This is a genomic window from Streptomyces sp. NPDC001450 (assembly GCF_053597295.1).
Genome location: NZ_JBSFHY010000004.1, coordinates 87,802 through 108,784 on the forward strand (window position 1 = coordinate 87,802; position 20,983 = coordinate 108,784).

Genomic DNA, 20,983 nt, shown 5'->3' on the forward strand with positions numbered 1-20,983 from the left:
GTGAGCTACCAGGTCCGCGCCGACCGCAACAGCAGCTCGCGGACGCGGACCACGTCGGGGTTGTCCGAGGCGCCGGGGCGCTGGACGAGGAAACCCGTGTTGATCGGCGGGTCCTCCGTCTCCAGCAGCTCCACGAGCGCGCCGGACTCCAGCTGATCCGCGCACAGATAGCGGGGCAGCACGCTGAACCCCGCGCCCGCGACCACCACGGCCAGCACCCCGCGCAGGTCGGGCACGGTCACGGCGGCGCTGCAGGAGAGGCGTCGACCGAAGACGTGCCGCCAGTAGCGGCGGGCGATCGGCAGGTCCTCGGCATAGGTGATCAGGGGTATGGCGTGCAGGGCGGCCGGCCCTTCGACCGGCAGCCGGTCCGTCATCCGCTCGGCCCAGACGGGCGCGGCGACCAGGACGAACTCCTCGTCGGTGAGCGGCACGGCGTGGAGCGTGCGGCCGCGCGGGCGGGAGGTGGCGATCACCAGGTCGTGGCGGCCCGCACGCAGCTCGTCCAGCAGCGGATCGGTCAGGCCGGTGGCCACCCGCAGTCGTACGCCCTCGGCGACGAGCGGGGCCAGGACGGGCAGGACGGTCGTGCACAGGATCTCGGCGGGCCCGGCGAGGTGGACGGGCTCCGCACGCACCCCCTCCCGCGGCTGAGGACCGGCGACGGCGGCCAGCTCGTCCAGGGGTGCGGCGATCCGGGCGGCCAGTTCCTCGGCCACCGGCGTCGGCGTCACCCCGCGCGGCAGCCGTTCGAACAGCTCCCGGCCGGTCTGCCGTTCCAGCGCGCGCATCTGCGTCGTCACCGTCGGCTGCGACAGGCCCAGCAGGCGGGCGGCACCGGTGAAGGAGCCTGAGCGGTAGACCGCGAGGAAGGTACGCAGCAGGTTCAGGTCGAGCGTAGGGATGTCCACGAGGCCGAGTATTCACCGGACGGCGCTCCGCGCGACCCATAGGAGATCCTATGCCTGCCATTGGCCGCTTCATTGGTTGCCTATGGGTGGTGTCGCCTACGTTTTCCCCACAAGCGCACGTTCCACAAGCGCAATGTTCAGGGAGCAGAAGACCCATGTCGAAGATCCTTTTCGTACTGACCGGCGCCACCCACTGGACGCTCGCCGACGGCACCCCGCACCCGACCGGCTTCTGGGCCGAGGAGGCCGTGGTCCCGTACCGCGCCCTCAAGGCCGCCGGCCACGAGATCGTCGTCGCCACGCCGGGCGGTGTGGTGCCCGCGGTCGACCGGGCGAGCCTCGCGCCCGAGTTCAACGGCGGTCAGGAGGGGGCCGACAAGATGGCGCGCGCCCTGGAGGAGATGACCGAGCTGCGGCAGCCGGTGAAGCTGACGGAGGTCGACCTCGACGACTTCGACGCCGTGTTCTACCCCGGTGGGCACGGGCCCATGGAGGACCTGGCCGTGGACGCCGACTCGGGCCGCCTGCTGACCGCGGCCCTCGGCTCGGGCAAGCCGCTGGCGGTGGTCTGCCACGGTCCGGCCGCCCTGCTCGCGGCGGTGCGGGCCGACGGCTCGAACGCCTTCGCCGGCTACCGGGTGGCGGCCTTCACCAATGAGGAGGAGACGCAGGGCGGGCTCGCCGAGCGGGCCAAGTGGCTGCTCCAGGACCGGCTGACCGAGGCGGGCGTCGACGTCCAGGTGGCCGAGCCGTGGGCGCCGCACACGGTCGTCGACCGCAACCTGGTCACCGGCCAGAACCCGGCCTCCTCGGCACCGGTCGCCGAGGAGTTGCTGAAGAAGCTGGGCTGAAGCGGCCGACTGAGGCCGCGGTACTGCTGAGCGGCGGCCGACCACACGTGCGGAAAACTGGTCGGCCGTCGCCTGCAACCTCGCCCGGGGCCGGACGTCTGTCGGGGTGGAGGCCTCCACTTCGACCGATGTCCGAGCGACCCGAGCAACCGAAGGAACACATGTCCGCACACCGTGTCCCCCGCCCTCGCCGCATCCGCAGGCTGCGTACCGCCCTGGGGGCCTCCGCCGTGGGCGCGGCCCTGGCCGTCGGCGGCACCGTGACCGCCCAGGCGGTCCAGAACAGCACCCATGCCGGATCCGGGTCCCCCACCACGACAGGCCACGCCACGCCGTCGCCCGTACCGTCCCCGATCCGTACGGCGACGCCGACGCCGGTGCCGTCCGCCCCGCGCACGGGCACTCCCACTCCGGTGCCGTCCGCCCCCCACACAGGCACTGCCACTCCGGTGCCGTCCCCCACGCACCCAGGGACACCACAGCCCGTGCCGGCCACCCCGTCACCGGCCCCGGTCACCCCCTCACCGGTCCCGTCCACGGCCGCCCCGGCCCCGGTGCCGGTGCCGCGCGCCGCCCACGGCCACGGCCACCGGCCGGCGTCGCCGAGTCCGGTCCCCGCGACCGGGTACGCCGCGCCTTCGCCGGTTCCGCAGCACCACTGAGGCACCACTGAGGCATGCCGGGTGTGCGGGGAGGCGCGCGGTGCGGCTCCCCGCACACCCGGCCGGGGAGATCCATGACGACAGCGACACCACCGGCGGCGGCCCTGCCCTGGGACCGGGCCGGCACTCCGGAGTCCGCACCGGCCTGGCGCAGGTTCACGCGTGCGCTGCGGGCCCACGTCCTCGTGCGCGTACGCGCCGGTACGACGGCGGACCCGGCACCCCGCGACAGCGGTGACGGCGCCGGGACACAGGGGCTGCTCTTGCCCGAACCCCCTCCCGGCATCGAGGAGTTGTACCACCACCGCCGGCTCCCCCTGGTGCGCCTGGCGGTGCTGCTGGTGGACGACCTGCCCACGGCCGAGGACGTCGTGCAGGACGCCTTCACGGCGCTGTTCCGCCGCCACGGTCACCGGCTCGGCTCGCTGGACGACCCGGAGGCGTACCTGCGGACCAGTGTCGTCAACGCGGCCCGCTCGGTGCTGCGGCGGCGCAGGACCGTACGGGCGCACACCCCCGAACCGGAGCAGCACGCCCCCGCACCGGAGGAGGACGTCCTGCTCCACGAGGACCACCGTGAGGTGCTGGCGGCTCTGCGGACCCTGACTCCGCGTCAGCGCGAGGTGCTGGTCCTGCGCTACTGGTCGCACCTGACCGAGGCCGAGATCGCGGCGACGCTCGGTCTGTCGCGCGGCACCGTCAAGTCCACGGCCAGCAGGGCCCTGGACGCGCTCGGCCGACGTCTGGAGGGTCTGCGATGAACGAGTCCGGCACCGGGACCGCGCCGACGCGGGTCGAGGAGCGGCTGCGGGCCGCCCTCGCCGCCCGTGCACAGTCCGTCGGCCCGGCCGACCTGCGGCCGCTGCGCCCGCCGACCGGGGTGGTCCGCCCCCGCCAGGTGCTCGTACGCCGGGTCGCGGTGGGCCTGCTGGCCCTGGCCGCGGTGGCGGCCCTGGTGTTCTTCACGGTCCGCGGCGGCCCGGCCCACCCGGCCGAACCGGCCCGCTCCCCCCGGCCGACGACCGGCACCCCCTCACCGGTCCCCAGCCCCGTCCGCCCGTCCACGGCCGAGCCGACCCCCTCCTCCCCGACGCCGTAGTCCCGTGAACTACGCCCCGGGTGGCGAGTTCGATGTCGTACTCCTCGATGCCACCGGAGACGGTGACTCCGGCGGCCCGCGGCGGAGAGCCGGTCGCGATCACCGTGTACGGGCCGCTGTCCAGGTCACAGAAGGCGTACGCCCCGACGCCGCCGGTGGTGGCCGTGGCGGCGACGTCGGCCGCGGCGTCCACAGACCGCGTCCGAGGCCGGGGCGTGGAGCAGCTTAGCCAGGAGGACCAGGGGTGCCATGCCCCGCACGCCCCCGCACCACACCTCTATCGGCGCTCGGCAACAACGACGAGCTGCCGCTAAGTTGGGCGGCATGAGCAACCTTGACCGCGCTCCGGTACCGAGCGTGTGCGGCGGCCGCGGATTCGTCGTCGCCGAACCCGTCCGCGAACTGCTGAGCCCCCGCCTGGTGAAACTCGGGGAGTCGACCGAGGTGCGCCGGCTGCTGCCGAACCTCGGCCGCCGCATGATCGGCGCGTGGGCCTTCGTCGACCACTACGGCCCCGACGACATCGCCGACGAGCCCGGCATGCAGGTCCCCCCGCATCCGCACATCGGGTTGCAGACGGTCAGCTGGCTGCACGAGGGCGAGGTGCTGCACCGGGACTCCACCGGCAGCCTCCAGACGATCCGGCCCAAGCAGCTGGGCCTGATGACCTCGGGCCGGGCCATCAGCCACTCCGAGGAGAGCCCCAAGTCGCACGCCCGCTTCCTGCACGGCGCTCAACTGTGGGTCGCGCTCCCGGACGAACACCGCCACACCGACCCCAAGTTCGAGTACCACGCCGAACTCCCCAAGGTCACCGCCCCCGGCCTGACCGCGACCGTGATCCTCGGCGACCTCGACGGATCGTCCTCCCCCGGTACGACGTTCACCCCGATCGTCGGCGCGGACCTCGCCCTCGGCCGGGGCGCCGACGTCCGGCTGCCCCTGGTACCGGACTTCGAGTACGGCGTGCTGGCGATGTCCGGCGAGGTGCACGTCGACGGAGTGCCGGTACTGCCCGGCTCGATGCTCTACCTCGGCTGCGGCCGCACCGAACTCCCGCTGCGCGCCGATTCGGACGCGGGGATCATGCTGCTGGGCGGCGAGCCGTTCGCCGAGGAGCTGATCATGTGGTGGAACTTCGTCGGGCGTACGCAGGACGACATCAAGCAGGCCCGCGAGGACTGGATGAGCGGGTCGAGATTTGGGGTTGTGAAGGGGTACGACGGAGATCCTTTGCCTGCGCCGGAGCTGCCGCCGGTCGCACTGAAGGCGCGGGGTCGAGTGCGCTGAGCCGGGAACATCCCGACCTGCGCACACATGGCAGGGCGAGGTGAAACGCACCCCGCCCTGTTCGCTCAGGCCGCGGCAGCAAACCCCCTTCAACATCGTGCGCTGCGTCCGCACCCAGCCCGGCCGAGCCCGGCCGCCTCACCCCCGCCCTGGTCCGCCGGGGGTTCCGGAACCTCCGCCCGCACCTCACCTGTCCGGCCCGTGCACCCAAACCCTCAACACCCGGACACGGACGGCCAATCGGCTCGGAGAACCGACGGCCCGCCACCCACTACGACGTCGGGCAAAACCGCCAAACGACCCGAGAGCATCACCGAACGAAACCTACTCAGACCTTAAAAGACAAGCTAAGGACTGACCACATGCCCTGGCACGCGGGTGCCTGCCAGGGCGTGTGACGACTACTGGCGGTGACAGGCCTTGGATGTGCTTGATCCGTGAGATGCCCTCCAGAGCCGGTTGAGCACCTCCCGCTCTGAAGGCATCAGGGGAGGCTCGATCGTCGGGGGGAGGAGAGGCCCGTTCAGGGCCGCCAGGAGGGCTCTGGGTCGCAACACTCGTGTCGGAGGAGCCTTGAGGCTGGTGACGTTCCACAGAGCTGCTGCCGCGTCGAAGGATCCGGTTGCGGCCTTCGTCAGTCGGCGTGTGTACCTGGCGGCCAGCCGGTCGGTGAACCGCGGCTCTGCACCGAGTACACCCGGGTAGAGCACGTCCATTCCGACAGCCGTGGCCCAGGCCATGTCGACGTGGTGTGCCGCGCCGCGAAGAACGCGTCGGGAAAGGCCTGGGCTGGTGAGGCCGGTCTGCTGCAGTTCCCGGGCCAGGACCTGGGCGCCGAGTGCTGCGACCGACATGCCCTGCCCGTAGGCGGGGTTGAAGGTTGCCAACGCGTCGCCGAGCGTGATGAACCGCTCAGGCCACTGCGTCGACTTCTCGAAGTACCGGCGAGCGTTACTGGTGCTGCGGCCGCGACTGACCACCACATCGGTAAGGGGTTCCGCGCCGGAGATGAGGTGTCCGACGATCGGGTGCGGCAGGTTGAGGGTGTACTCGAGAAAACCCTCAGGATCCGTGGGAGGTTCACCACCTCGGGATCCACCCGCGCTGACCATCCATCGGTTGCCCTCGATCGGGAGCACCATGGCGCTCCGGCCGGGCCGACCGTTGTAGGGGTTCGCCTGCACCAAGGTCAGCGGGAACGACTCGGCACCCGCTGGTGTGCGGTAGATCCGGGTGGCGTTGGTGAGGCCGGTGTCGATCTTCCTCTCTTCGACGCCGCTAATGCCTATGTCGTCAAGCCACTTCAGGCTGCCCGAGCCCCGACCGCTGGCGTCAATAACGATGTCCGCTTCCAGCTCGGACCCCAGACTGTGGTTTGCTGTCTGGCCGATGCGGACTCCGCGGACACGCCGAGCGTTGCCAAGGAGCCCTTCCACCGTGGCCTGATGGATTGAGATGTTGGTTCCCGAGTCGAGCAAGGCTCGGCGGAGGACCCAGTCCAGCAGGGCACGCGTGCAGGTGATCACGTGGGGGCCGTTCCACCTCCATCGGTGGAACCACCCGCTGTCGGGAGTGAGGGCGAGCATTCCGTTGCCGAGCGCGATCTCGTGTGCCCCTGCCTCCAGCAGGCGCTCCCGCACGCTCACCGGGAGCAGAGCCTCCATGGCAGACAGGCCGCCGGCCATGAGCAGGTGGGCATGCCGGCCCTGGGGAACACCACGGCGGTTCTCGGGTCCTTCCGCAAGTTCGTCCTTCTCGAGCAGATGGACGTGCAGTGCGGGTTCGGCGAGGGACAACGCTGCTGCGGCTAGAAGCCCGGCTACGCCTGCTCCGATGACGACAGCTTTGTGCGACAACTGGCTCTCCTTGTAGCGGTCATGAGACGACTTCACTGGGTGCTCGCCTGCTCCGGTGCTGCCCTGTGAAGGCGGCGCACAGCGTTCGCCAGCTCAACGAGATCGATGGTGATGCGGAACTCCTCCGGCGGATCGGCAGGGCCGTCAGCCCTGCCCGACACGCGGCGTATGCCATCCATGATCATCGCCTGCTCCGAGGCGGTGCGCGCTCTTTCTTGCAGCTCGCCGCGCTCCACGGCGGCCGCGTACGTTGTGTGGCCGACCCGCTGGTCGAAGTGCGCCGTCAGCTGCAACAGGGCGTCACGGATGTTTGCCTCGAGCAGGTAGCGACGGCTGCTTGGCAGCTGCCACCAAAGCTGCCACCAGGTCGGCTCTGCCTTCGGTGCCGTAGCCACGTCCTTCACCGCCGACCACAGGGGCTTGAGCGCGCGGTAAGTTGCCAGGCTTTGCCTCTCCGCCGCGGCGGCGGATGCGAGACGTGGGAGGACGAACCCTGCGGAGTAGATCAGGGCGCCCAAGGCAGCGGCAGGAGGTGCGACGGTAGTCGACAGGGCGTCCAGGTTGTAGCCGAGCCAGCGCGCGACCACTGCGGTGACCTTGGTGAGGGTGAATCCGAGGGTGTCAATCAGCAGGCCTACCAGAATCAGCTGGAGGCCCGCGCGGAGGAGGCCCGTGACTTCGTCGCGTGCCCACTTCAGACAGACAGCGCTGAGGACGATGGTGCTCGCCAGATGACCCATGAGGTAGAGAATGATCATCTCTCTCATATATGGGGTATTTGCGTAGTAGGTGTCCAGGTCCCTGAGTCGCTCCGTATGCGCATCCGAGAGGCCGAACAGCGTGATGATGGCGATGATGAGCGTCCCGTAGACGGCAACGGTCATCCGGACCATGCGGCGCATCTGCTCTCGCGGTCCACCCCGCCAGTAGATCAGCAAGATGATCAGGGAGCAGCTGAAGGCAGAGATTGAGCCGTAGGTCAGCGGGGCACCCACGTTGGGAATACCCGTGACGCGGTTGACCGCGGCGAGCGTCACCGGAGCGGACCAGACGAAGCAGACGGCCGCGATGAACGCGGTGGCCCGGGTGGCGACAGCCAGCGGTGAGCGGGGAGTCGTGCGCGATCGGCGAAGCAGCATGGCAGCCAGGGCCAAGAGGAAAGCCGCCATATACACGACAAGACTCATTTTTGCGGGACTCCGTTCAGGTCCTCAGACCGTGGGGGGATTGGTGCAGTCGCTTCGTGCGGGGTCAGGCCGACCCAGCCCTGGCAGGGCCATGAGCGACTGTCCGTGCCTCGCGCTCGGATCTCTTCACGGCATCCGCGATCAGGACCAAGGACTCGAAGTCTCGCGGGTGCGAAAGCCGATTTGACGCGTCAGCCGGTTCAAGGACAGGCTGCGTGCTTCGCTTCGCGGCCGCCGCGATGGTGGCGGCCCACGCAGCAGAAGTGGACTTCTCCCAGTCGCCCGTCTTCTCCAGCTCCGTGTCGTGGACTTCATCGAAAAGCCTCTCGTCGAAGAGCGTCTCGATCGCGTGGAGGCCGTTGAGGATGGTGCTCTGCCGCCAGGTGCCCCACAGGAACGGGGAGCGTGGCCGCTCAACACGCAGTGCCCGATCCGTGAGCACCGGATCCAGCACGGCATCGAGGGACGCCAGACGGAAGAAGTCGCGCCACGCCGAAAGGTGGTAGCCCGCCATCGGGAGCAGGACCCCAACGACGGTCAGGAGCGCGCCCAGACCGGCGCACACGGGCGGGACGGAAGTTCCAAGAACCGCCCAGTCCCGACCAGACCACCGCGCGACCACAGCCACCAGTTTGAAGATGCTGTACCCGGCGCTGATGACCGTGCCGGCGCCAATCGTCAGCAGACTGGACCGCAACCAGGGCCGCCTTCGAACCTCCGCTTCGAAGGCCCAGCGCAGCGACCAGATCGCACTGACCGTCACAGCCGTCAAATGCGCGACCAGGTACAGGACGACCATTTCGGCGATCCAGGGCGTCGTCGCATAGTAGGTGTCAAAGTCGGTGCGTCGCTCCTGAGCAGCGTCCCCCGCGGCGAACAGGACTGCGATTCCGGCAAGAACAGCTGCGTAACCGCATATCCAAATCCGAATCGTCCGGCGGACAGAGGGGCCGCCACGCCAGCAGGCGATCAGGATCAGCAGCGTTGCGCTGTACGCAGTGATCGAAGCGTAGGTCAGCGGGGCGGCCAGGTTGGACACGCCGCTCACCCGGTTGATCGCCCCAACCGAACTGGGCGCCCCGAAGAGGAAGCACAGCGACGCAAACGCCAACACCCCGTTGATGGCGCGGAGGGAGAGCTCGCTCCAGTGCCGGATCAGGTCCGGCAGCTTCGCCAGGAGCCCGATCCACAGCAGACCGCAGCTGACGTAGTTGATCGTCCCGCTCATCTCCGTTTCCCCCGATAGTTGAGAGCATCAGCGATGCGGCGGGCCGTCTCGCCGACGATCACGTCCCGCTCCATCAGCGCCCGCATCTCCTGCCCGACACGGATACCGAACAGCTCGGCATCCTTCTCGGGATCCTCGTCGAAACGAGAACGCGCAGCGGCTGGCTGAGCGCCATGTCCATGCCCTGAGTCGGCGGCGCCACAGGCTCCGGCCGCCAGCTGCTCAGGCGTGAAGCCGTCCCTTTGCCGCATGTGCCACAACTCGTGACCGAGGATCTGCGCTTGATGCCAGATCTCGGCGTCCTGCTCAATGATGACGTCGTCCTGGTCCGCACGCTCCAGCCACATCCCTGTGGCCTTGAACGTGCGGGGGATGTGCACTCTGTGGACCTCGAGCCGACGACCGCTGCGCCACCGCCTGGCAGACTCGACCAAGGCCTCGAACAGGGCTTCAGGATCTAATCGTGCCTCCCCGGCTGACACGCCGCCGCCTGCGCTGGTACCACTCAGCCTCTCCCGAATGGGACCGAGAAGTGTCTCAGCGAACTGATGCATCTCCCGGTCGCGCTTCCTTAACCTCTGCCACTGATGAAGCCTGGCCAGAGGAGTCATTGTCCGTCCTCGCAGCTCGACGAAGGTGTGCAGCCGCGGGCCGCGGCAAGGCCCCGAAGCGGGACGCGCGACCGGGGCGGCTGCACAGGGCCCGATGCCCCGGCGAACTCAAAGTTCACGGCACATGCCGCTCTTGGTCCTGGCCGCCGCTGCCGGCACCGGGGTTGTCAGGTCGGGTGACGGCCTCCGCCCACTGAGCCATCGCCTGCACCCCCGTGGGCGAGAGGAGCCCGCGCGCGGCCAGCCGGAGGATCTCAGGCGTGCGAAGCTGCGCGAGCGGGTCAGATCGCGATTCGAACTCCTGCAGATGCCATTGAAGCGCTTCGTTGAGCGCCTCCGGCTCATCTGCGAAGAAGAACCCGGGCGGCAGGGAGAAGAAGCGGCGCAGCCGGTCGGCGGACTCCAGGCTCGGCATGCCCTTCCTGCGCCACTCGCTCATCGTCTGACGGGTTACGCCCGCAGCGGCGGCCATCTCCTCGAGGGTGTACTTCCTTCCGTCGTCGCGCCGCCGGGTCTCGCGGAGGAAGTCGAGCCGCTGCCGGACGCGATCCGACACCGAGATCGCTTCGACCCTGTCCCCTGCGAGCAGGGTCCGCACGACGGACTCAGGGATCCCGGTCTCGAACGCCAGGTCCTCGGTGTTGAGCACGTCGAGCAAATCGGAGCGTCCGGAGGCATGTTGGATGCGCTCCAGGGTTCCGGCGAGTCTTGCGTAGGCATCAGCTGCTGCCACCGAGCATTCTCCTGGGCGCGTCGCTTTGATCAGGGAGAGGGACTGACGCGAGGGTATCTGCATCAGCCCTCGACCGGTCACCAATGTCAGGACCTTCTGCGCATGTTCGCAGATGAAGTTGACATCTTGTGGCATCAGGTAGCGGGATCGCCACGCAGGGTGATCCATTCAACCGAGCCCAGCGCGCACGCAGATGGCCGGGCGAGGCGAAACACACCCCGCCCGGTTCAGCTGGCGGCGGACACCCCGGCCGGCGACATTCCATGACTCGGTAGCCACCGAGCCGGATCGTGGCCGTCCAAGACGGCCCAGTGTTGAGCGCGCGCTGATGGTCCTGGTCAGATGCCCATCCGGCCCATGCCCGCCACCGACGGGGTGGCCTGGAATGGACCGAGGCGCACACTGGAAGGGCACACCCCCCTGGGAGGGGCATGCCGGTGATGGGGCTCACCGCAACCGCGGACGCGCGTCCGCTGACGGTCCCTGGTCCAGCCGTGCTGACCAGGAGGAGCCATGCCTGTACGTTCTGCGCTCGCCCCGCCCGCACCGCTGCCCGGCACGGAACTGTGGCGCCGTACCGTCCGCCTCCTCGCTCGCCTGCGCCGTCGCCATTTCCCACCCGTCCGTCTCTCGCGCCCCGCTCAGATACGGTCGCTGGTCGAGGTGCTGGACAAGGCGGTGTCCGCGCAGCGGCCGGCCGATGCGGCGGTGGCCGCCTGTGGCGAGCCGGGCCCGGTGACCGGCCGGACGGCGCAGGCCTGCGGGCGTGCCGGGACGGACTTCCAACTGAAGCATGGATCCCGCCCTTGCGAGGACCACACCGACGAGGCCCACACCGACGAGGCAAGGAGGACGACGTGGAGTTCATAGTGACCGTGGAGATCCCACAGGGTTCCCGCAACAAGTACGAGATGGACCACACGCTGCACCGCATCCGGCTGGACCGGCTGCTGTTCACCTCCACCAAGTACCCGGCCGACTATGGCTACATCGACGGCACCCTGGGGCGTGACGGCGACCCGCTCGACGCGCTCGTCCTGACCGGCGAGCCCACCTTCCCCGGCTGCACCATCGAGTGCCGGGCCGTAGGCATGTTCTGCATGAAGGACGAACACGGCCCCGACGACAAGGTGTTGTGCGTCCCCGCCCACGACCCGCGCTATGCGAATGTGCAGGACATCGGTGACATCTCCGAGTTCGACCGGCTGGAGATCACCCACTTCTTCGAGGTCTACAAGGACCTGGAGCCCGGCAAGTCCGTCGAGGGCTCCCACTGGGAGGGCCGCGACGGTGCGTACGCGGAGATCGAAGCGTCCCGGCAGCGCGCGGCCACGGCCACCAGCGAGCCGGCGTGAACCACCCCGACGAGGCACTACAGATCAAGTCCGGCGACGCCGAACTCTGCCGGCGTCTCAGCGCCGCTCGACCCCGGTGACGGCAAGCAGCACCACGGCCAGCACCTGGATGGCGACGACCACCGTGATCAGCACGGGGATCGAGTAGCCGTACAGGCCACCCGTCAGTGCACCGCCCGCCAGGCTCGCCGCGCCGACGACACCGGCGAACAGCCCGTAGGCGGTCGCCCGCCGCCCCCGGGGCACGAGGTCGGCGACCGTGGCGCGCAGGGTGGACTCCTGTATGCCCATGGCCGCGCCCCACACCAGCGACCCGGCCGCCGCGATCGCGACGGTGTCGGTGAACGCCAGGGCCACCACGCCCGCGGTCAGCACCGGCAGCGCGACCAGAACGCGTGGGCCGATCCGGTCGTAGACCCAGCCGCTGGCCAGCGCCGCGACCGCGTCCACGGCCATCGCCGCCGCGTACAGCACCGGCACCCACGCGGCGGTCAGCAGATGCCGCTCGACCAGGTGGTAGGAGAGCACCCCGAAGGTCGCGAACCCGGTCGTGGTGGCCGCCGTGAAGGCGGCGTACGTCCAGAACGCCCTCGGCAGCCGCCCGTCCCGCGCCTGCGGTGCCACGGGCGCCGCGACCTCCACCGCGCGTTCGTAGCCTTCCGGATCCGGCACCCGCGCCCGCAGCCAGAACAGCAACAGCAGTACGACGACGCCCGGCGCGGCGAGCACACCGAGCGCGGGGCCGTAGTCGTTCCCGGTCAGCGCGAGCACGCCCGCGACCAGCAGCGGACCGGCCAGGGCGCCGATCTGGTCCAGCGCCTCGTGGACGGCGAAGCCGCGGCCCCGGCCGGTCGCGGCGGTGGCGTGCGAGAGCAGCGTGTCCTTCGCCGGTGAGCGCACCGCCTTGCCCACCCGCTCGGCGATCACCAGCACGCACGCGGCCCACAGCGCACCGGCCACGCCCAGCAGCGGCACCGAGACGACCGTCAGGGCGTACCCGGCGATCGCCAGGCCCCAGAAGCGGCGGGTGCGGTCCGCCAGAGGCCCGGAGACCAGTCGCAGCCCCAGCGCCGCCGCCTCCCCGGCGCCGGTGACCACTCCGACGACCAGGGCGGACGCGCCCAGTGAGGCGAGCAACGGCCCGGTGATCGAGCGGGCGCCCTCGTACACGACGTCCGCAAGCAGACTGACCGTGCCGAACCAGAGCACGAACCGCCACGGCCCCATTCGCGCCGATGACCGCTCCGCCGCCCGCTCCTCGGGCACCGGCCGGTTCACGCCCACAGTGCCTGCCCGAACGACACACCGACGAACGCCACCCCCAGGCCGGCCACCATGCTGGCGCCGACGGCGGCGGCGAAGAACAGCATCTGCGACGAGGCGGCCCCGGCCGCCACGGCCCAGACCATGGCGCCGCGGATCACGAGCAGCCAGTTCACGCCTTCTTCTCCCTGCCCACGTACCGGATGACCTCGCACTCGTCGAGAATCACCAGCCCCTCCCCGACCAGCTCGTCCAGCTGGGGCAGGAACTGCCGCACCTGGTCCTCGGCGTCCACGATCACGATCGCCACCGGCAGGTCTTCGCTCAGCGACAGCAACCGCGAGGTGTGGATCAAGGAGGAGGCGCCGAAGCCTTCCACGCCGCGGAACACCGAGGCGCCGGCCAGCCCTGCCTTGTGCGCACGGTGCACGATCTCGCTGTACAGGGGCTTGTGGTGCCAGACGTCGTTCTCACCGATGAAGATCGTCACGCGCAGTGCCCTGCCCGTCAGCCTTGTCACCGCTGCCTCCCTGCCACCAGGCGGCGCGTCATCGTCGCCGCAAGCCATAGAAGAACGGCCGGACCAGCCGGTGCGCCGCCCACACGTCGGTGAAACGTACGTCTCCTACTCGCCGGGGCCCAGGTACACGGGCACACACCTTCGCAAGCAGGAACTGTCGGCGGCACCGATGCCGCGGTTCGGGTACGGCGACTCCACCGCGCTGCGATCAGATGCCGCAGCTGGCGACCAGATTAACGCCGCATCGCCGCACGCGGTGCGTCCATCTTCCGGACGATCATTGTTGGCCTGTCGGGGGCGGCTGGGACAGGCAAGACGGGAGCCAGGGTGAGGGCGGGCCGGTGGGCCCGGTCAGTGCGCGGCGGCCGCCTCGATGAGTGCGGTCACCGCCGTCTCGATGTCAGCCGTCGTGGACCAGCGGCCCAGCGACACCCGCAGGGCCCCCGACGCCCGCTTGCTGTCCAAACCCATCGCGGTCAGGACCGGGGAGGGGGTGTGGGTGCCGCTGTGGCAGGCCGATCCGGTGGAGGCGGCGATCTCCGGCACAGCGGCGAGGAGTTCGTGCCCGAGCACGCCGTCGATGCTGACGTTCAGCGTGTTCGGCAGGCGTGCCGTCCGGGGCCCGTTGAGGTGGACGCGACCGGGCAGCGCGTCGGCCAGGCGCCGGTGCAGGTCGTCCCGCAGTGCAGCCACTCGGGCGGGTCCGTCCTGCGCAAGGTCGTCGGCGGCCAGCCGGGCCGCGGTGCCGAGCGCCACGGCCAGGGCGGTGTTCTCGGTGCCGGCCCGCAGGCCGCGTTCCTGGCCGCCGCCGTAGACGACCGGCTCCAGCCGCACGCCGTCGCGCACGTACAGCGCGGCCGCACCCTTCGGGGCATACATCTTGTGCCCCACGACGGTGAGCAGGTCCACGCCCCACTCCTCGACGTCGAGGGGGATCTTCCCCACCGCCTGGGCGGCGTCGCAGTGGAACAGCACACCGTACTCGTGGGCGAGAGCGGCGAGTTCGGCGATCGGCTGCAGGGCGCCGGTCTCGTTGTTGGCGGCCATCACCGACACCAGCACTGTGTCCTCGTCCAGGGCGGCGGCCGGCGCGGAGGGGTCGACCAGGCCGTCGCCGTCGACCGGCAGCACCGTGACCCGCGCGCCGTGCAGGCGCTCAAGGGCGCGGCAGGACTCCAGGACTGCCGGGTGCTCGGTGGCCTGGGTGATCACGTGCGGGCGGGACCGACGGGAAGCAAGGGCCGCCCCGCGCAGGGCGAGCAGGTCGGCCTCCGAGCCGGAGGCGGTGAAGACGATCTCGTCGCAGCGGGCGCCGATCAGGCCGGCGACCTGCGCCCGCGCGTTTTCCAGGGCCGCTTTCGGCTCAGCGCCGTAGAGGTGGCTGCTGGAGGGATTACCGAAGAAGTCGGTCAGGTGCGGCAGCATCGCTTCGGCGACGCGCGGGTCTACGGGGGTGGTGGCGTTGTAGTCCAGGTAGATGGGCCCGTCGGCCAGTCCCGGATGCGGCGGAGCAGTGTGGGTCATGCCGACGCCCCGGTACTGACGGGCAGTTCGGCCAGGCGCCATTCCAGCATGCCGTCGCTCAGCCGCAGCGCCCGCCGTCCGCGGTCGGCCAGCAGCCGCACCGCGTCGTAGGCGAGCACGCAGTAGGCGCCGCGGCAGTAGACGACGACCTCCGTGTCCTCGGGCAGCTCGGTGATCCGCTCGGCCAGCTCGTCGACGGGGATGGACACAGCTCCTGGGATGTGTCCGGCCCGGTATTCCTCCACCGGTCGCACATCCAGCACCACCACGTCCCCGGCCGGCACGCGGGCACGCAGTTCCTCGCGGGTGACTTCCTGGGCGCCGTCCTCGCCGAGGTAGGCGTCCCGGGCGGCAGGCACCGCGGCCTGGTGGGTTTCGGCGACCGTGCGCAGCAACGCGAACAGCTGCGCGACATCGTCTCCGGCGAGCCGGTAGTGGATGCGGGTGCCCTCGCGGCGGGTGGTGACCAGGCCGGCCTGTTTGAGGGTCTGCAGGTGGGCGGAGGCGGTGGTCAGGCCCAGTCCGGCGGCCTTCGCGAGGGCGTCCACGGTGCGTTCGCCCTGGGCGAGCAGGTCCAGCAGTTCCAGGCGCTTGCCGTTGGACAGTGCCTTGCCGGTGGTGGCGAGCGCCTCGAACAGAGCGGCTTTGCGGACGGGGTCTCCCATGGCATCCTCCATGAATCCGTGGAATATTGTATGAGTGGGGAAGGCGATGCGCCACCCCGGCCCGGCCTTCTGGAGGACACCGTGGGCTTCACCGACGACCACCTGATACCCCTGGTCGACGAGGGACTGGGCAACTGCGCCTACCTCGTCGGCCTCGGCGACGGCCGAGCTCTGGCCGTCGATGCCTCCCGGGACGTCCGCGCGCTGCGCGAGACCACCGCCAGGCGCGGCCTCACGGTGGCATACGCGGCCGACACCCATCTGCACGCCGACTTCCTCACCGGCGCCCTGCAACTGGCGCACGACGACGGCGCCACCGTGCTGGCCTCCGCCGCCGGAGACCGCGCCTTCGACCACACCCCGCTGGCCGACGGCGACGAGATCGACCTGGGCGGACTCACCCTGCGGGCGCTGGCCACCCCTGGTCACACCGACGAGCATCTGTCCTACCTGCTGCTGGACGGCTCCCGGGAGCTGGGGGTGTTCACCGGCGGCTCCCTGATCGTCGGCTCGGCCGCACGCCCCGACCTCCTCGGCCCCGAGCGCACGGAGGAGCTGGCCCGCGCCCAGTACCACTCCCTGCACCGCCTCGCCGGCCTGCCGGACGCCACTGCCGTGTGGCCCACCCACGGTGCCGGCTCGTTCTGCTCCGCCCCGCCCGGAGCGGAGCGCACCACCACCATCGGCGCCCAGAAGCAGGCCAACGCCCTGCTCGCGGCACCGGACGAGGACGCCTTCGCACGACAGCTGCTGGACAGCCTCGGCTCCTACCCCGCGTACTTCGACCGGCTCGGGCAGCTGAACCGGCTCGGACCTGCCCTCCTGCCCGCCGAGCTGGGCCTGGCGCCGCTGGACGTCGCGGCGGTGCGGAGCCTGCTGGGTCAGGGCGCGCAGCTGGTCGACGTCCGCCCGGTGAAGCAGTTCGCCGCCGGGCACATCCCCGGTGCCGTCTCGATTCCCTTGCGCGAGGCGTTCGCCACCTGGCTGGGCTGGCTGCTGCCGCCCGAGGCTCCGCTGGTGTTCGTCCTCGGCCCCGGCCAGGACGGGGCCGAGGTGGCCTGGCAGGCGGCGAAGATCGGCTACGACCGTCTCGCCGGCCACCTGGCAGGAGGCATGGACGCCTGGCGAGCGGACGACGGATCCGTGCGGACACTGGAACTCGTCACCGCCGACCGCATCGGCGACCGCCCCGTCCTCGACGTACGCCAGCAGGCCGAGTACACCGCCGGGCACATCCCCGGAGCCGTACACGCGGAACTCGGCACCCTGGCGGGCGCGTCCGGACCGGCACCGCACGGGGCTGTGGTGATGTGCGGGCACGGCGAGCGCGCCATGACCGCCGCCAGCTTCCTCGTCCGCAGCGGCGCCGATGATCTCGCCGTGCTGGTCGGCGGAGCCGCCGACTGGGCCAAGGCCACCGGCCGCACCCTGGAGGAGGGCCGGTGACCACCCCCGCCACCACCGCTCCGCCCGGTGCCGCCGACGACGGCATACGGCTCGGTCTGCGCGCCAACCTCGCCCAGTTCTCCCTCCTGGTCGCGGTCAACGCCCTCGTCGGCGGCATGCTCGGCCAGGAACGCACCGTGTTGCCGTTGCTCGCCAAGGACGTCTTTCACCTGTCCGCCTACACCGCCGCACTGACGTACATCGTGGCCTTCGGCGCCACCAAGGCGATCACCAACTTCTTCGCCGGCACCCTCTCCGACCGCTACGGCCGCAAGCCCGTGCTGGTCGCCGGCTGGTTGGTGGCACTGCCGGTGCCGGTGCTGCTGATCTTCGGTCCGGCCTGGGGCTGGATCGTCTTCGCCAACGTCCTGCTCGGTGTCAACCAGGGTCTGACCTGGTCCACCACCGTCATCATGAAGATCGACCTGGTCGGACCGGCCCGCCGCGGGCTGGCCATGGGCTTCAACGAAGCCTCCGGCTACGTCGCCCTCGCGGCCACCGCCATGGCCACCGGTGCCATCGCCGCCCACTGGGGACTGCGGCCCGCCCCCTTCCTCCTCGGCGTGGCCTACGCGGCTCTCGCTCTCGGCCTGTCCACCCTCGCGGTGCGCGAGACGCAGGGCCACGCCCGCGCCGAAGCCGCCCGCCACCCGGCACCCAAGAACCCGGAGCACCACGGTGAGCTGACGACCGGCCAGATTGCCTGGATCACCAGCTTCCGCGACAAGGCCCTGTCCGCCGCCAGCCAGGCCGGCCTGGTCAACAACCTCAACGACGCCCTCGCCTGGGGCATCTTCCCCCTCCTCTTCGCCGCCCACGGCCTGTCCGTCGTCCGGATCGGCGTCCTGGCCGCCCTCTACCCCGCGATATGGGGCTTCGGGCAACTCTTCACCGGCTGGTGGTCCGACCGCATCGGCCGCAAACACCTGATCACCGCCGGCATGCTGATCCAGGCCGCGGCCATCGCCCTGGTGGCGATCGGCACCAGCTTCCCCGTCTGGTCCGCGGCCCAGGTCATGCTCGGCGTTGGCACCGCGCTGGTCTACCCCACCCTGCTGGCCGCCATCGGCGACGTCGCCCACCCCGCATGGCGCGCCCGATCCGTCGGCGTCTACCGCCTCTGGCGCGACGGCGGCTTCGCCGTCGGCGCCCTGCTCGCCGGAGCCCTCGCCGATGCCTACAGCGTGACCATCGCCATCTGGGCCGTCGCCGCCCTCACCGCCGCCTCCGGACTGATCGTGGCGATCCGCATGTACGAAACCCACCCCCGTCCCGCGATCCCTCCTGCCTGACCGAGGAGCCTGGCTCGTACGCGATCAGAACCTCGGCTGCGGCACCCTGCAGCCTGGCTCAGTCCACCAGGAGCCCCTGGCCCTGGCCGCGCTCCGACCGTCACCCAGAAGGCGGACCGAGCAACCTCGGTCTGTGATGGCGCAGGCATGCCCAACGACTTGGGAAAACAGCTTGATCGGGCCGTGACCGGGCTGCATCCGGGTGAGAGGGGGATCAGTTCGCGTCGCGATGCACGCCAGCACGACGCTTTCATCTCTGTATGCCGGATCCCCCTCACGCGGTCACCGTGGCCGCGTCCGGCTGAGGAGAGAATCATGCGCTCTCGTCGCATAGCCGCCGCTGCCCTCGCCGTCGGCACGATCTCCCTGACCGCTCTCGCCGTGCCGGCGACCGCGTGGCCGGGCCCGACCGGGACATCCAGCGTGTCACCGAGCTGCACCATGCAGCGATCCTCCGCCACCACGATGTCGATGACGTGCACAATGCCGATGCCGTCTGCCATGACGATGCCGTCCGCCAAGACAGTGCCGTGCACCATGACGATGCCATCCGCCATGGCAATGCCCTCGACCATGACGATGACCTGCACCATGACGCAGTCCGCGATGCCGTCCGCCACTCCGACGATGCGGGTCCCGCCCACCCCGCATGGGACTGTCAGAGCCGGCGTGGGCGGCAGCGCCACGAGCTCGGCGCCCTTGCCGATCGCGGCCGGGGCCATGTTGGCCCTCGCGGGCGGCGGCGGTGCGTTCGCCATGATGCGCCGCCGCGGGAGTCGGAAGGCCTGACCGCAGCGGATCTCCCGGGCAGGACGTGCACAGGACGTGCGCGCCCAGGTGCCGGTCCCACCTGCACGTGGCCGTATCGATACCGACCGTGCCAGATCGCCCTGTCCCCGAACACAAGGGAGCCGAATGGTCCAGCGGCCGGGCCAGAAGGCCCCTGCCGCCGTCATGCCCTCGCTGGGGAGACTGGAGAGCAGGAGCCTCCTGGGAGGTGAGCTGCGATGATGTACTGGGACGGCGGCTGGGGCGGTGGCTGGGCTTGGATGGCCTTCATGCCCTTGCTGTGGATCGCGTTGATCGGCCTCGCCGTATGGGCGGTGATACGCCTGACGCACAGCCCGTCCGGCGGTCACCCGGACGGCAGCCGGGGACGGGAGGGCTGGGCGAGCCGCGAGCACCGGGAGACCCCGGAGGAGATCCTCGACCGCCGCTACGCCGCCGGTGAGATCGACGCGGACGCCTACACCGAGGCGCGTGAACGCCTCGCCGCCCACAAGCCGAGGCCCCGGTGACCAGGCGGCTACGGGGCAGCTGGCTGCCGCTGACCGTGCTGGTCGCCGCAGTGGCCGCACTGATCGCTTCGATCGTGTGGGTCGCAGGCGGCGGCTCCCCGTCGTGGCGGCCAGGCCCCGGGGCGATGATGGGCACCGTCTCCCGCCAGGGCCCCGTACACAACATGGCCGACGCCGACCGCGCCGCCGGGCGCTTCGCCCAGCGCTGGGGCCTGCACGTCGGGGAGATCATGCAGTTCAGCAACGGCTACTACGCCGAGCTTCTCGCGCCTGACGGCAGCCACGCGACCGAGGTCCTCATCGACCCGGGCAGCGGTGCCGTCCAGCTGGAGTTCGGGCCGGCCATGATGTGGAACACCGGCTACGGCATGATGCACGCCGGCCCCCGGCCCGGCACCGCGGCGATCGGGCCCGACCAGGCGGTGAGAGTCGCCGACCGCTGGCTCAGTGAGCACCGCCACGGGCTGCGCGCCGCCGAACCTGACCAGTTCCCCGGCTACTACACCCTGCACACCCTGCGTGACGGCCACGTCGTCGGCATGCTCTCGGTCAACGCGACCACCGGCCAGGTCTGGTACCACACCTGGCACGGCCAATTCATCCGGATGCAAGATCACCCCGGCAAGACATAGTCCAACCTCAGCCATGCTCCTGGCCGCGGAAGACGGTCCGGTGCCGGGCGCCTGCCGCTATCGGTGGTGCGGCGGGTGGGGTGGCGGGGGCGGGATGGTGTCGATGCCGGGCGCGGGCTCGGGCCACACCAGCAGGACAGGGCACGGGGCGTGGTCGACGATGAAACGGCTGGCATGCCCCAGGCTGCGCGGCCCGAGATGGGTGCGGTCACCGTCGCGGGCGAGGATGAGCAGGTCCGCGCCCTCGGCAGCGGCAACGACTTCCCGCTCGACGCGGCCGGTCCGCTCGACGCGGGCGCACGGGCGGCCCAGACGCTGCGCGGCCTCGGCCAGGAACGTCTCGGCGGAGGCAGCGGCCAGGTGCTCCAGCTGCGTGCCGGGGTCGCGTTCGCCATGGCCGCGACCGAGCAGACCGGCGAAGGCGCTGTGCGCCGCGCCCGGGACGTCGGCCGGGGTGACGTGGAGCAGCACGATGTCGGCGTCCTCCGGCGCGTGGGCGCGGGCCGCGTCGATGCCGGCGGGCCACGTGCCCTCGGTGATCCAGGCGATGACTTTCATGA

23 protein-coding genes and 2 pseudogenes are annotated in these 20,983 nt (G+C 70.7%); 12 read left to right on the plus strand and 13 right to left on the minus strand.

Annotation, left to right across the window (positions count from 1 at the left end; genetic code table 11):
* Nucleotides 1–5: 5 nt before the first annotated feature.
* The gene (locus tag ACWC5O_RS05365; RefSeq protein WP_450582445.1) at nucleotides 6–911 is read right to left on the minus strand and encodes a LysR family transcriptional regulator; all 906 of its coding nucleotides are present in this window, start codon (nucleotides 909–911) and stop codon (nucleotides 6–8) included.
* 155 nt (nucleotides 912–1,066) lie between these two features.
* Between ACWC5O_RS05365 and ACWC5O_RS05370 the strand changes: the two genes are divergently transcribed.
* From ACWC5O_RS05370 to ACWC5O_RS05385, 4 genes are all read left to right on the plus strand, one after another.
* Nucleotides 1,067–1,762, plus strand: a complete 696-nt coding sequence (locus ACWC5O_RS05370; protein ID WP_450582447.1) for a type 1 glutamine amidotransferase domain-containing protein — start codon at nucleotides 1,067–1,069, stop codon at nucleotides 1,760–1,762.
* 161 nt (nucleotides 1,763–1,923) lie between these two features.
* Nucleotides 1,924–2,424, plus strand: coding sequence for a hypothetical protein (locus ACWC5O_RS05375; protein ID WP_450582448.1), 501 nt, complete (start codon nucleotides 1,924–1,926; stop codon nucleotides 2,422–2,424).
* Between the two features lie 74 nt (nucleotides 2,425–2,498).
* Nucleotides 2,499–3,185 (plus strand): RNA polymerase sigma factor, encoded by a 687-nt coding sequence (locus ACWC5O_RS05380; RefSeq protein ID WP_450582449.1) that lies wholly within the window; start codon nucleotides 2,499–2,501, stop codon nucleotides 3,183–3,185.
* Nucleotides 3,182–3,523, plus strand: a complete 342-nt coding sequence (locus tag ACWC5O_RS05385; RefSeq protein ID WP_450582451.1) for a hypothetical protein — start codon at nucleotides 3,182–3,184, stop codon at nucleotides 3,521–3,523. Before ACWC5O_RS05380 ends, ACWC5O_RS05385 begins: the two co-directional genes overlap by 4 nt.
* A 13-nt stretch (nucleotides 3,524–3,536) precedes the next feature.
* On the opposite strand, the pseudogene ACWC5O_RS05390 reads toward ACWC5O_RS05385, so the two are convergent.
* Nucleotides 3,537–3,728: pseudogene (locus tag ACWC5O_RS05390) on the minus strand (hypothetical protein); the annotation flags it as partial.
* 119 nt (nucleotides 3,729–3,847) lie between these two features.
* On the opposite strand from ACWC5O_RS05390, the gene ACWC5O_RS05395 reads away from it, so the two are divergent.
* On the plus strand, nucleotides 3,848–4,813 hold the full coding sequence (locus tag ACWC5O_RS05395) for a pirin family protein (RefSeq protein ID WP_450582452.1): 966 nt from the start codon (nucleotides 3,848–3,850) through the stop codon (nucleotides 4,811–4,813).
* Between the two features lie 119 nt (nucleotides 4,814–4,932).
* Nucleotides 4,933–5,152: pseudogene (locus ACWC5O_RS05400) on the plus strand (NF041680 family putative transposase); the annotation flags it as partial.
* A gap of 62 nt (nucleotides 5,153–5,214) precedes the next feature.
* Here ACWC5O_RS05400 and ACWC5O_RS05405 read toward each other — a convergent pair.
* The 5 genes from ACWC5O_RS05405 to ACWC5O_RS05425 all read right to left on the minus strand — a co-directional run bounded on the left by ACWC5O_RS05405 (nucleotide 5,215) and on the right by ACWC5O_RS05425 (nucleotide 10,596).
* On the minus strand, nucleotides 5,215–6,669 hold the full coding sequence (locus ACWC5O_RS05405) for an NAD(P)/FAD-dependent oxidoreductase (RefSeq protein WP_450582454.1): 1,455 nt from the start codon (nucleotides 6,667–6,669) through the stop codon (nucleotides 5,215–5,217).
* Nucleotides 6,670–6,701: 32 nt separating this feature from the next.
* The gene (locus ACWC5O_RS05410) at nucleotides 6,702–7,856 is read right to left on the minus strand and encodes a DUF6545 domain-containing protein (protein ID WP_450582456.1); all 1,155 of its coding nucleotides are present in this window, start codon (nucleotides 7,854–7,856) and stop codon (nucleotides 6,702–6,704) included.
* Between the two features lie 64 nt (nucleotides 7,857–7,920).
* Complete coding sequence (locus ACWC5O_RS05415; RefSeq protein ID WP_450582458.1) at nucleotides 7,921–9,084, minus strand: MAB_1171c family putative transporter; 1,164 nt, start codon at nucleotides 9,082–9,084, stop codon at nucleotides 7,921–7,923.
* On the minus strand, nucleotides 9,081–9,464 hold the full coding sequence (locus ACWC5O_RS05420; protein WP_450582460.1) for a hypothetical protein: 384 nt from the start codon (nucleotides 9,462–9,464) through the stop codon (nucleotides 9,081–9,083). Before ACWC5O_RS05420 ends, ACWC5O_RS05415 begins: the two co-directional genes overlap by 4 nt.
* A 346-nt stretch (nucleotides 9,465–9,810) precedes the next feature.
* Nucleotides 9,811–10,596: a helix-turn-helix transcriptional regulator gene (locus tag ACWC5O_RS05425; protein ID WP_450582462.1), complete on the minus strand. Its 786-nt coding sequence runs from the start codon at nucleotides 10,594–10,596 to the stop codon at nucleotides 9,811–9,813.
* Between the two features lie 345 nt (nucleotides 10,597–10,941).
* On the opposite strand from ACWC5O_RS05425, the gene ACWC5O_RS05430 reads away from it, so the two are divergent.
* Complete coding sequence (locus ACWC5O_RS05430) at nucleotides 10,942–11,298, plus strand: hypothetical protein (protein WP_450582464.1); 357 nt, start codon at nucleotides 10,942–10,944, stop codon at nucleotides 11,296–11,298.
* Entirely contained in the window at nucleotides 11,286–11,783 is a 498-nt protein-coding gene (locus ACWC5O_RS05435; protein WP_450582466.1) for an inorganic diphosphatase, read from the plus strand. Before ACWC5O_RS05430 ends, ACWC5O_RS05435 begins: the two co-directional genes overlap by 13 nt.
* A gap of 57 nt (nucleotides 11,784–11,840) precedes the next feature.
* Here ACWC5O_RS05435 and ACWC5O_RS05440 read toward each other — a convergent pair whose 3' ends face one another.
* The 5 genes from ACWC5O_RS05440 to ACWC5O_RS05460 form a co-directional block, all read right to left on the minus strand.
* Complete coding sequence (locus ACWC5O_RS05440; protein WP_450582467.1) at nucleotides 11,841–13,061, minus strand: MFS transporter; 1,221 nt, start codon at nucleotides 13,059–13,061, stop codon at nucleotides 11,841–11,843.
* Nucleotides 13,058–13,222, minus strand: a complete 165-nt coding sequence (locus ACWC5O_RS05445; RefSeq protein ID WP_450582468.1) for a hypothetical protein — start codon at nucleotides 13,220–13,222, stop codon at nucleotides 13,058–13,060. Before ACWC5O_RS05445 ends, ACWC5O_RS05440 begins: the two co-directional genes overlap by 4 nt.
* Nucleotides 13,219–13,566, minus strand: a complete 348-nt coding sequence (locus ACWC5O_RS05450) for a DUF190 domain-containing protein (protein ID WP_450582469.1) — start codon at nucleotides 13,564–13,566, stop codon at nucleotides 13,219–13,221. Before ACWC5O_RS05450 ends, ACWC5O_RS05445 begins: the two co-directional genes overlap by 4 nt.
* A gap of 351 nt (nucleotides 13,567–13,917) precedes the next feature.
* Nucleotides 13,918–15,090, minus strand: coding sequence for a cysteine desulfurase family protein (locus ACWC5O_RS05455; protein ID WP_450582471.1), 1,173 nt, complete (start codon nucleotides 15,088–15,090; stop codon nucleotides 13,918–13,920).
* Nucleotides 15,087–15,755, minus strand: a complete 669-nt coding sequence (locus ACWC5O_RS05460; RefSeq protein WP_450582472.1) for an ArsR/SmtB family transcription factor — start codon at nucleotides 15,753–15,755, stop codon at nucleotides 15,087–15,089. Before ACWC5O_RS05460 ends, ACWC5O_RS05455 begins: the two co-directional genes overlap by 4 nt.
* Before the next feature lie 30 nt (nucleotides 15,756–15,785).
* Here ACWC5O_RS05460 and ACWC5O_RS05465 point away from each other — a divergent pair, with 30 nt between their 5' ends.
* The 4 genes from ACWC5O_RS05465 to ACWC5O_RS05480 all read left to right on the plus strand — a co-directional run bounded on the left by ACWC5O_RS05465 (nucleotide 15,786) and on the right by ACWC5O_RS05480 (nucleotide 20,423).
* Nucleotides 15,786–17,201 (plus strand): MBL fold metallo-hydrolase, encoded by a 1,416-nt coding sequence (locus ACWC5O_RS05465; protein ID WP_450582473.1) that lies wholly within the window; start codon nucleotides 15,786–15,788, stop codon nucleotides 17,199–17,201.
* Nucleotides 17,198–18,493 (plus strand): MFS transporter, encoded by a 1,296-nt coding sequence (locus tag ACWC5O_RS05470; protein ID WP_450582475.1) that lies wholly within the window; start codon nucleotides 17,198–17,200, stop codon nucleotides 18,491–18,493. The genes ACWC5O_RS05465 and ACWC5O_RS05470 overlap by 4 nt, the downstream gene beginning before the upstream one ends.
* A 1,007-nt stretch (nucleotides 18,494–19,500) precedes the next feature.
* Nucleotides 19,501–19,791, plus strand: coding sequence for an SHOCT domain-containing protein (locus tag ACWC5O_RS05475; protein ID WP_450582477.1), 291 nt, complete (start codon nucleotides 19,501–19,503; stop codon nucleotides 19,789–19,791).
* Entirely contained in the window at nucleotides 19,788–20,423 is a 636-nt protein-coding gene (locus tag ACWC5O_RS05480; RefSeq protein WP_450582479.1) for a hypothetical protein, read from the plus strand. Before ACWC5O_RS05475 ends, ACWC5O_RS05480 begins: the two co-directional genes overlap by 4 nt.
* Before the next feature lie 57 nt (nucleotides 20,424–20,480).
* Here the strand turns inward: ACWC5O_RS05480 and ACWC5O_RS05485 are convergent, their stop codons facing one another.
* Nucleotides 20,481–20,981 (minus strand): universal stress protein, encoded by a 501-nt coding sequence (locus tag ACWC5O_RS05485; protein ID WP_450582481.1) that lies wholly within the window; start codon nucleotides 20,979–20,981, stop codon nucleotides 20,481–20,483.
* Nucleotides 20,982–20,983 lie beyond the last annotated feature (2 nt).

What these genes read in the sequence shown, in the direction of transcription:
- ACWC5O_RS05370 (WP_450582447.1), top strand. Translation starts at nt 1,067, where the DNA reads ATGTCGAAGATCCTTTTCGTACTGACCGGCGCCACCCACTGGACGCTC.
- ACWC5O_RS05375 (WP_450582448.1), top strand. Translation starts at nt 1,924, where the DNA reads ATGTCCGCACACCGTGTCCCCCGCCCTCGCCGCATCCGCAGGCTGCGT.
- ACWC5O_RS05380 (WP_450582449.1), top strand. Translation starts at nt 2,499, where the DNA reads ATGACGACAGCGACACCACCGGCGGCGGCCCTGCCCTGGGACCGGGCC.
- ACWC5O_RS05385 (WP_450582451.1), top strand. Translation starts at nt 3,182, where the DNA reads ATGAACGAGTCCGGCACCGGGACCGCGCCGACGCGGGTCGAGGAGCGG.
- ACWC5O_RS05395 (WP_450582452.1), top strand. Translation starts at nt 3,848, where the DNA reads ATGAGCAACCTTGACCGCGCTCCGGTACCGAGCGTGTGCGGCGGCCGC.
- ACWC5O_RS05410 (WP_450582456.1), bottom strand. Translation starts at nt 7,856, where the DNA reads ATGAGTCTTGTCGTGTATATGGCGGCTTTCCTCTTGGCCCTGGCTGCC.
- ACWC5O_RS05415 (WP_450582458.1), bottom strand. Translation starts at nt 9,084, where the DNA reads ATGAGCGGGACGATCAACTACGTCAGCTGCGGTCTGCTGTGGATCGGG.
- ACWC5O_RS05425 (WP_450582462.1), bottom strand. Translation starts at nt 10,596, where the DNA reads ATGGATCACCCTGCGTGGCGATCCCGCTACCTGATGCCACAAGATGTC.
- ACWC5O_RS05430 (WP_450582464.1), top strand. Translation starts at nt 10,942, where the DNA reads ATGCCTGTACGTTCTGCGCTCGCCCCGCCCGCACCGCTGCCCGGCACG.
- ACWC5O_RS05455 (WP_450582471.1), bottom strand. Translation starts at nt 15,090, where the DNA reads ATGACCCACACTGCTCCGCCGCATCCGGGACTGGCCGACGGGCCCATC.
- ACWC5O_RS05460 (WP_450582472.1), bottom strand. Translation starts at nt 15,755, where the DNA reads ATGGGAGACCCCGTCCGCAAAGCCGCTCTGTTCGAGGCGCTCGCCACC.
- ACWC5O_RS05465 (WP_450582473.1), top strand. Translation starts at nt 15,786, where the DNA reads ATGAGTGGGGAAGGCGATGCGCCACCCCGGCCCGGCCTTCTGGAGGAC.
- ACWC5O_RS05475 (WP_450582477.1), top strand. Translation starts at nt 19,501, where the DNA reads ATGATGTACTGGGACGGCGGCTGGGGCGGTGGCTGGGCTTGGATGGCC.
- ACWC5O_RS05485 (WP_450582481.1), bottom strand. Translation starts at nt 20,981, where the DNA reads ATGAAAGTCATCGCCTGGATCACCGAGGGCACGTGGCCCGCCGGCATC.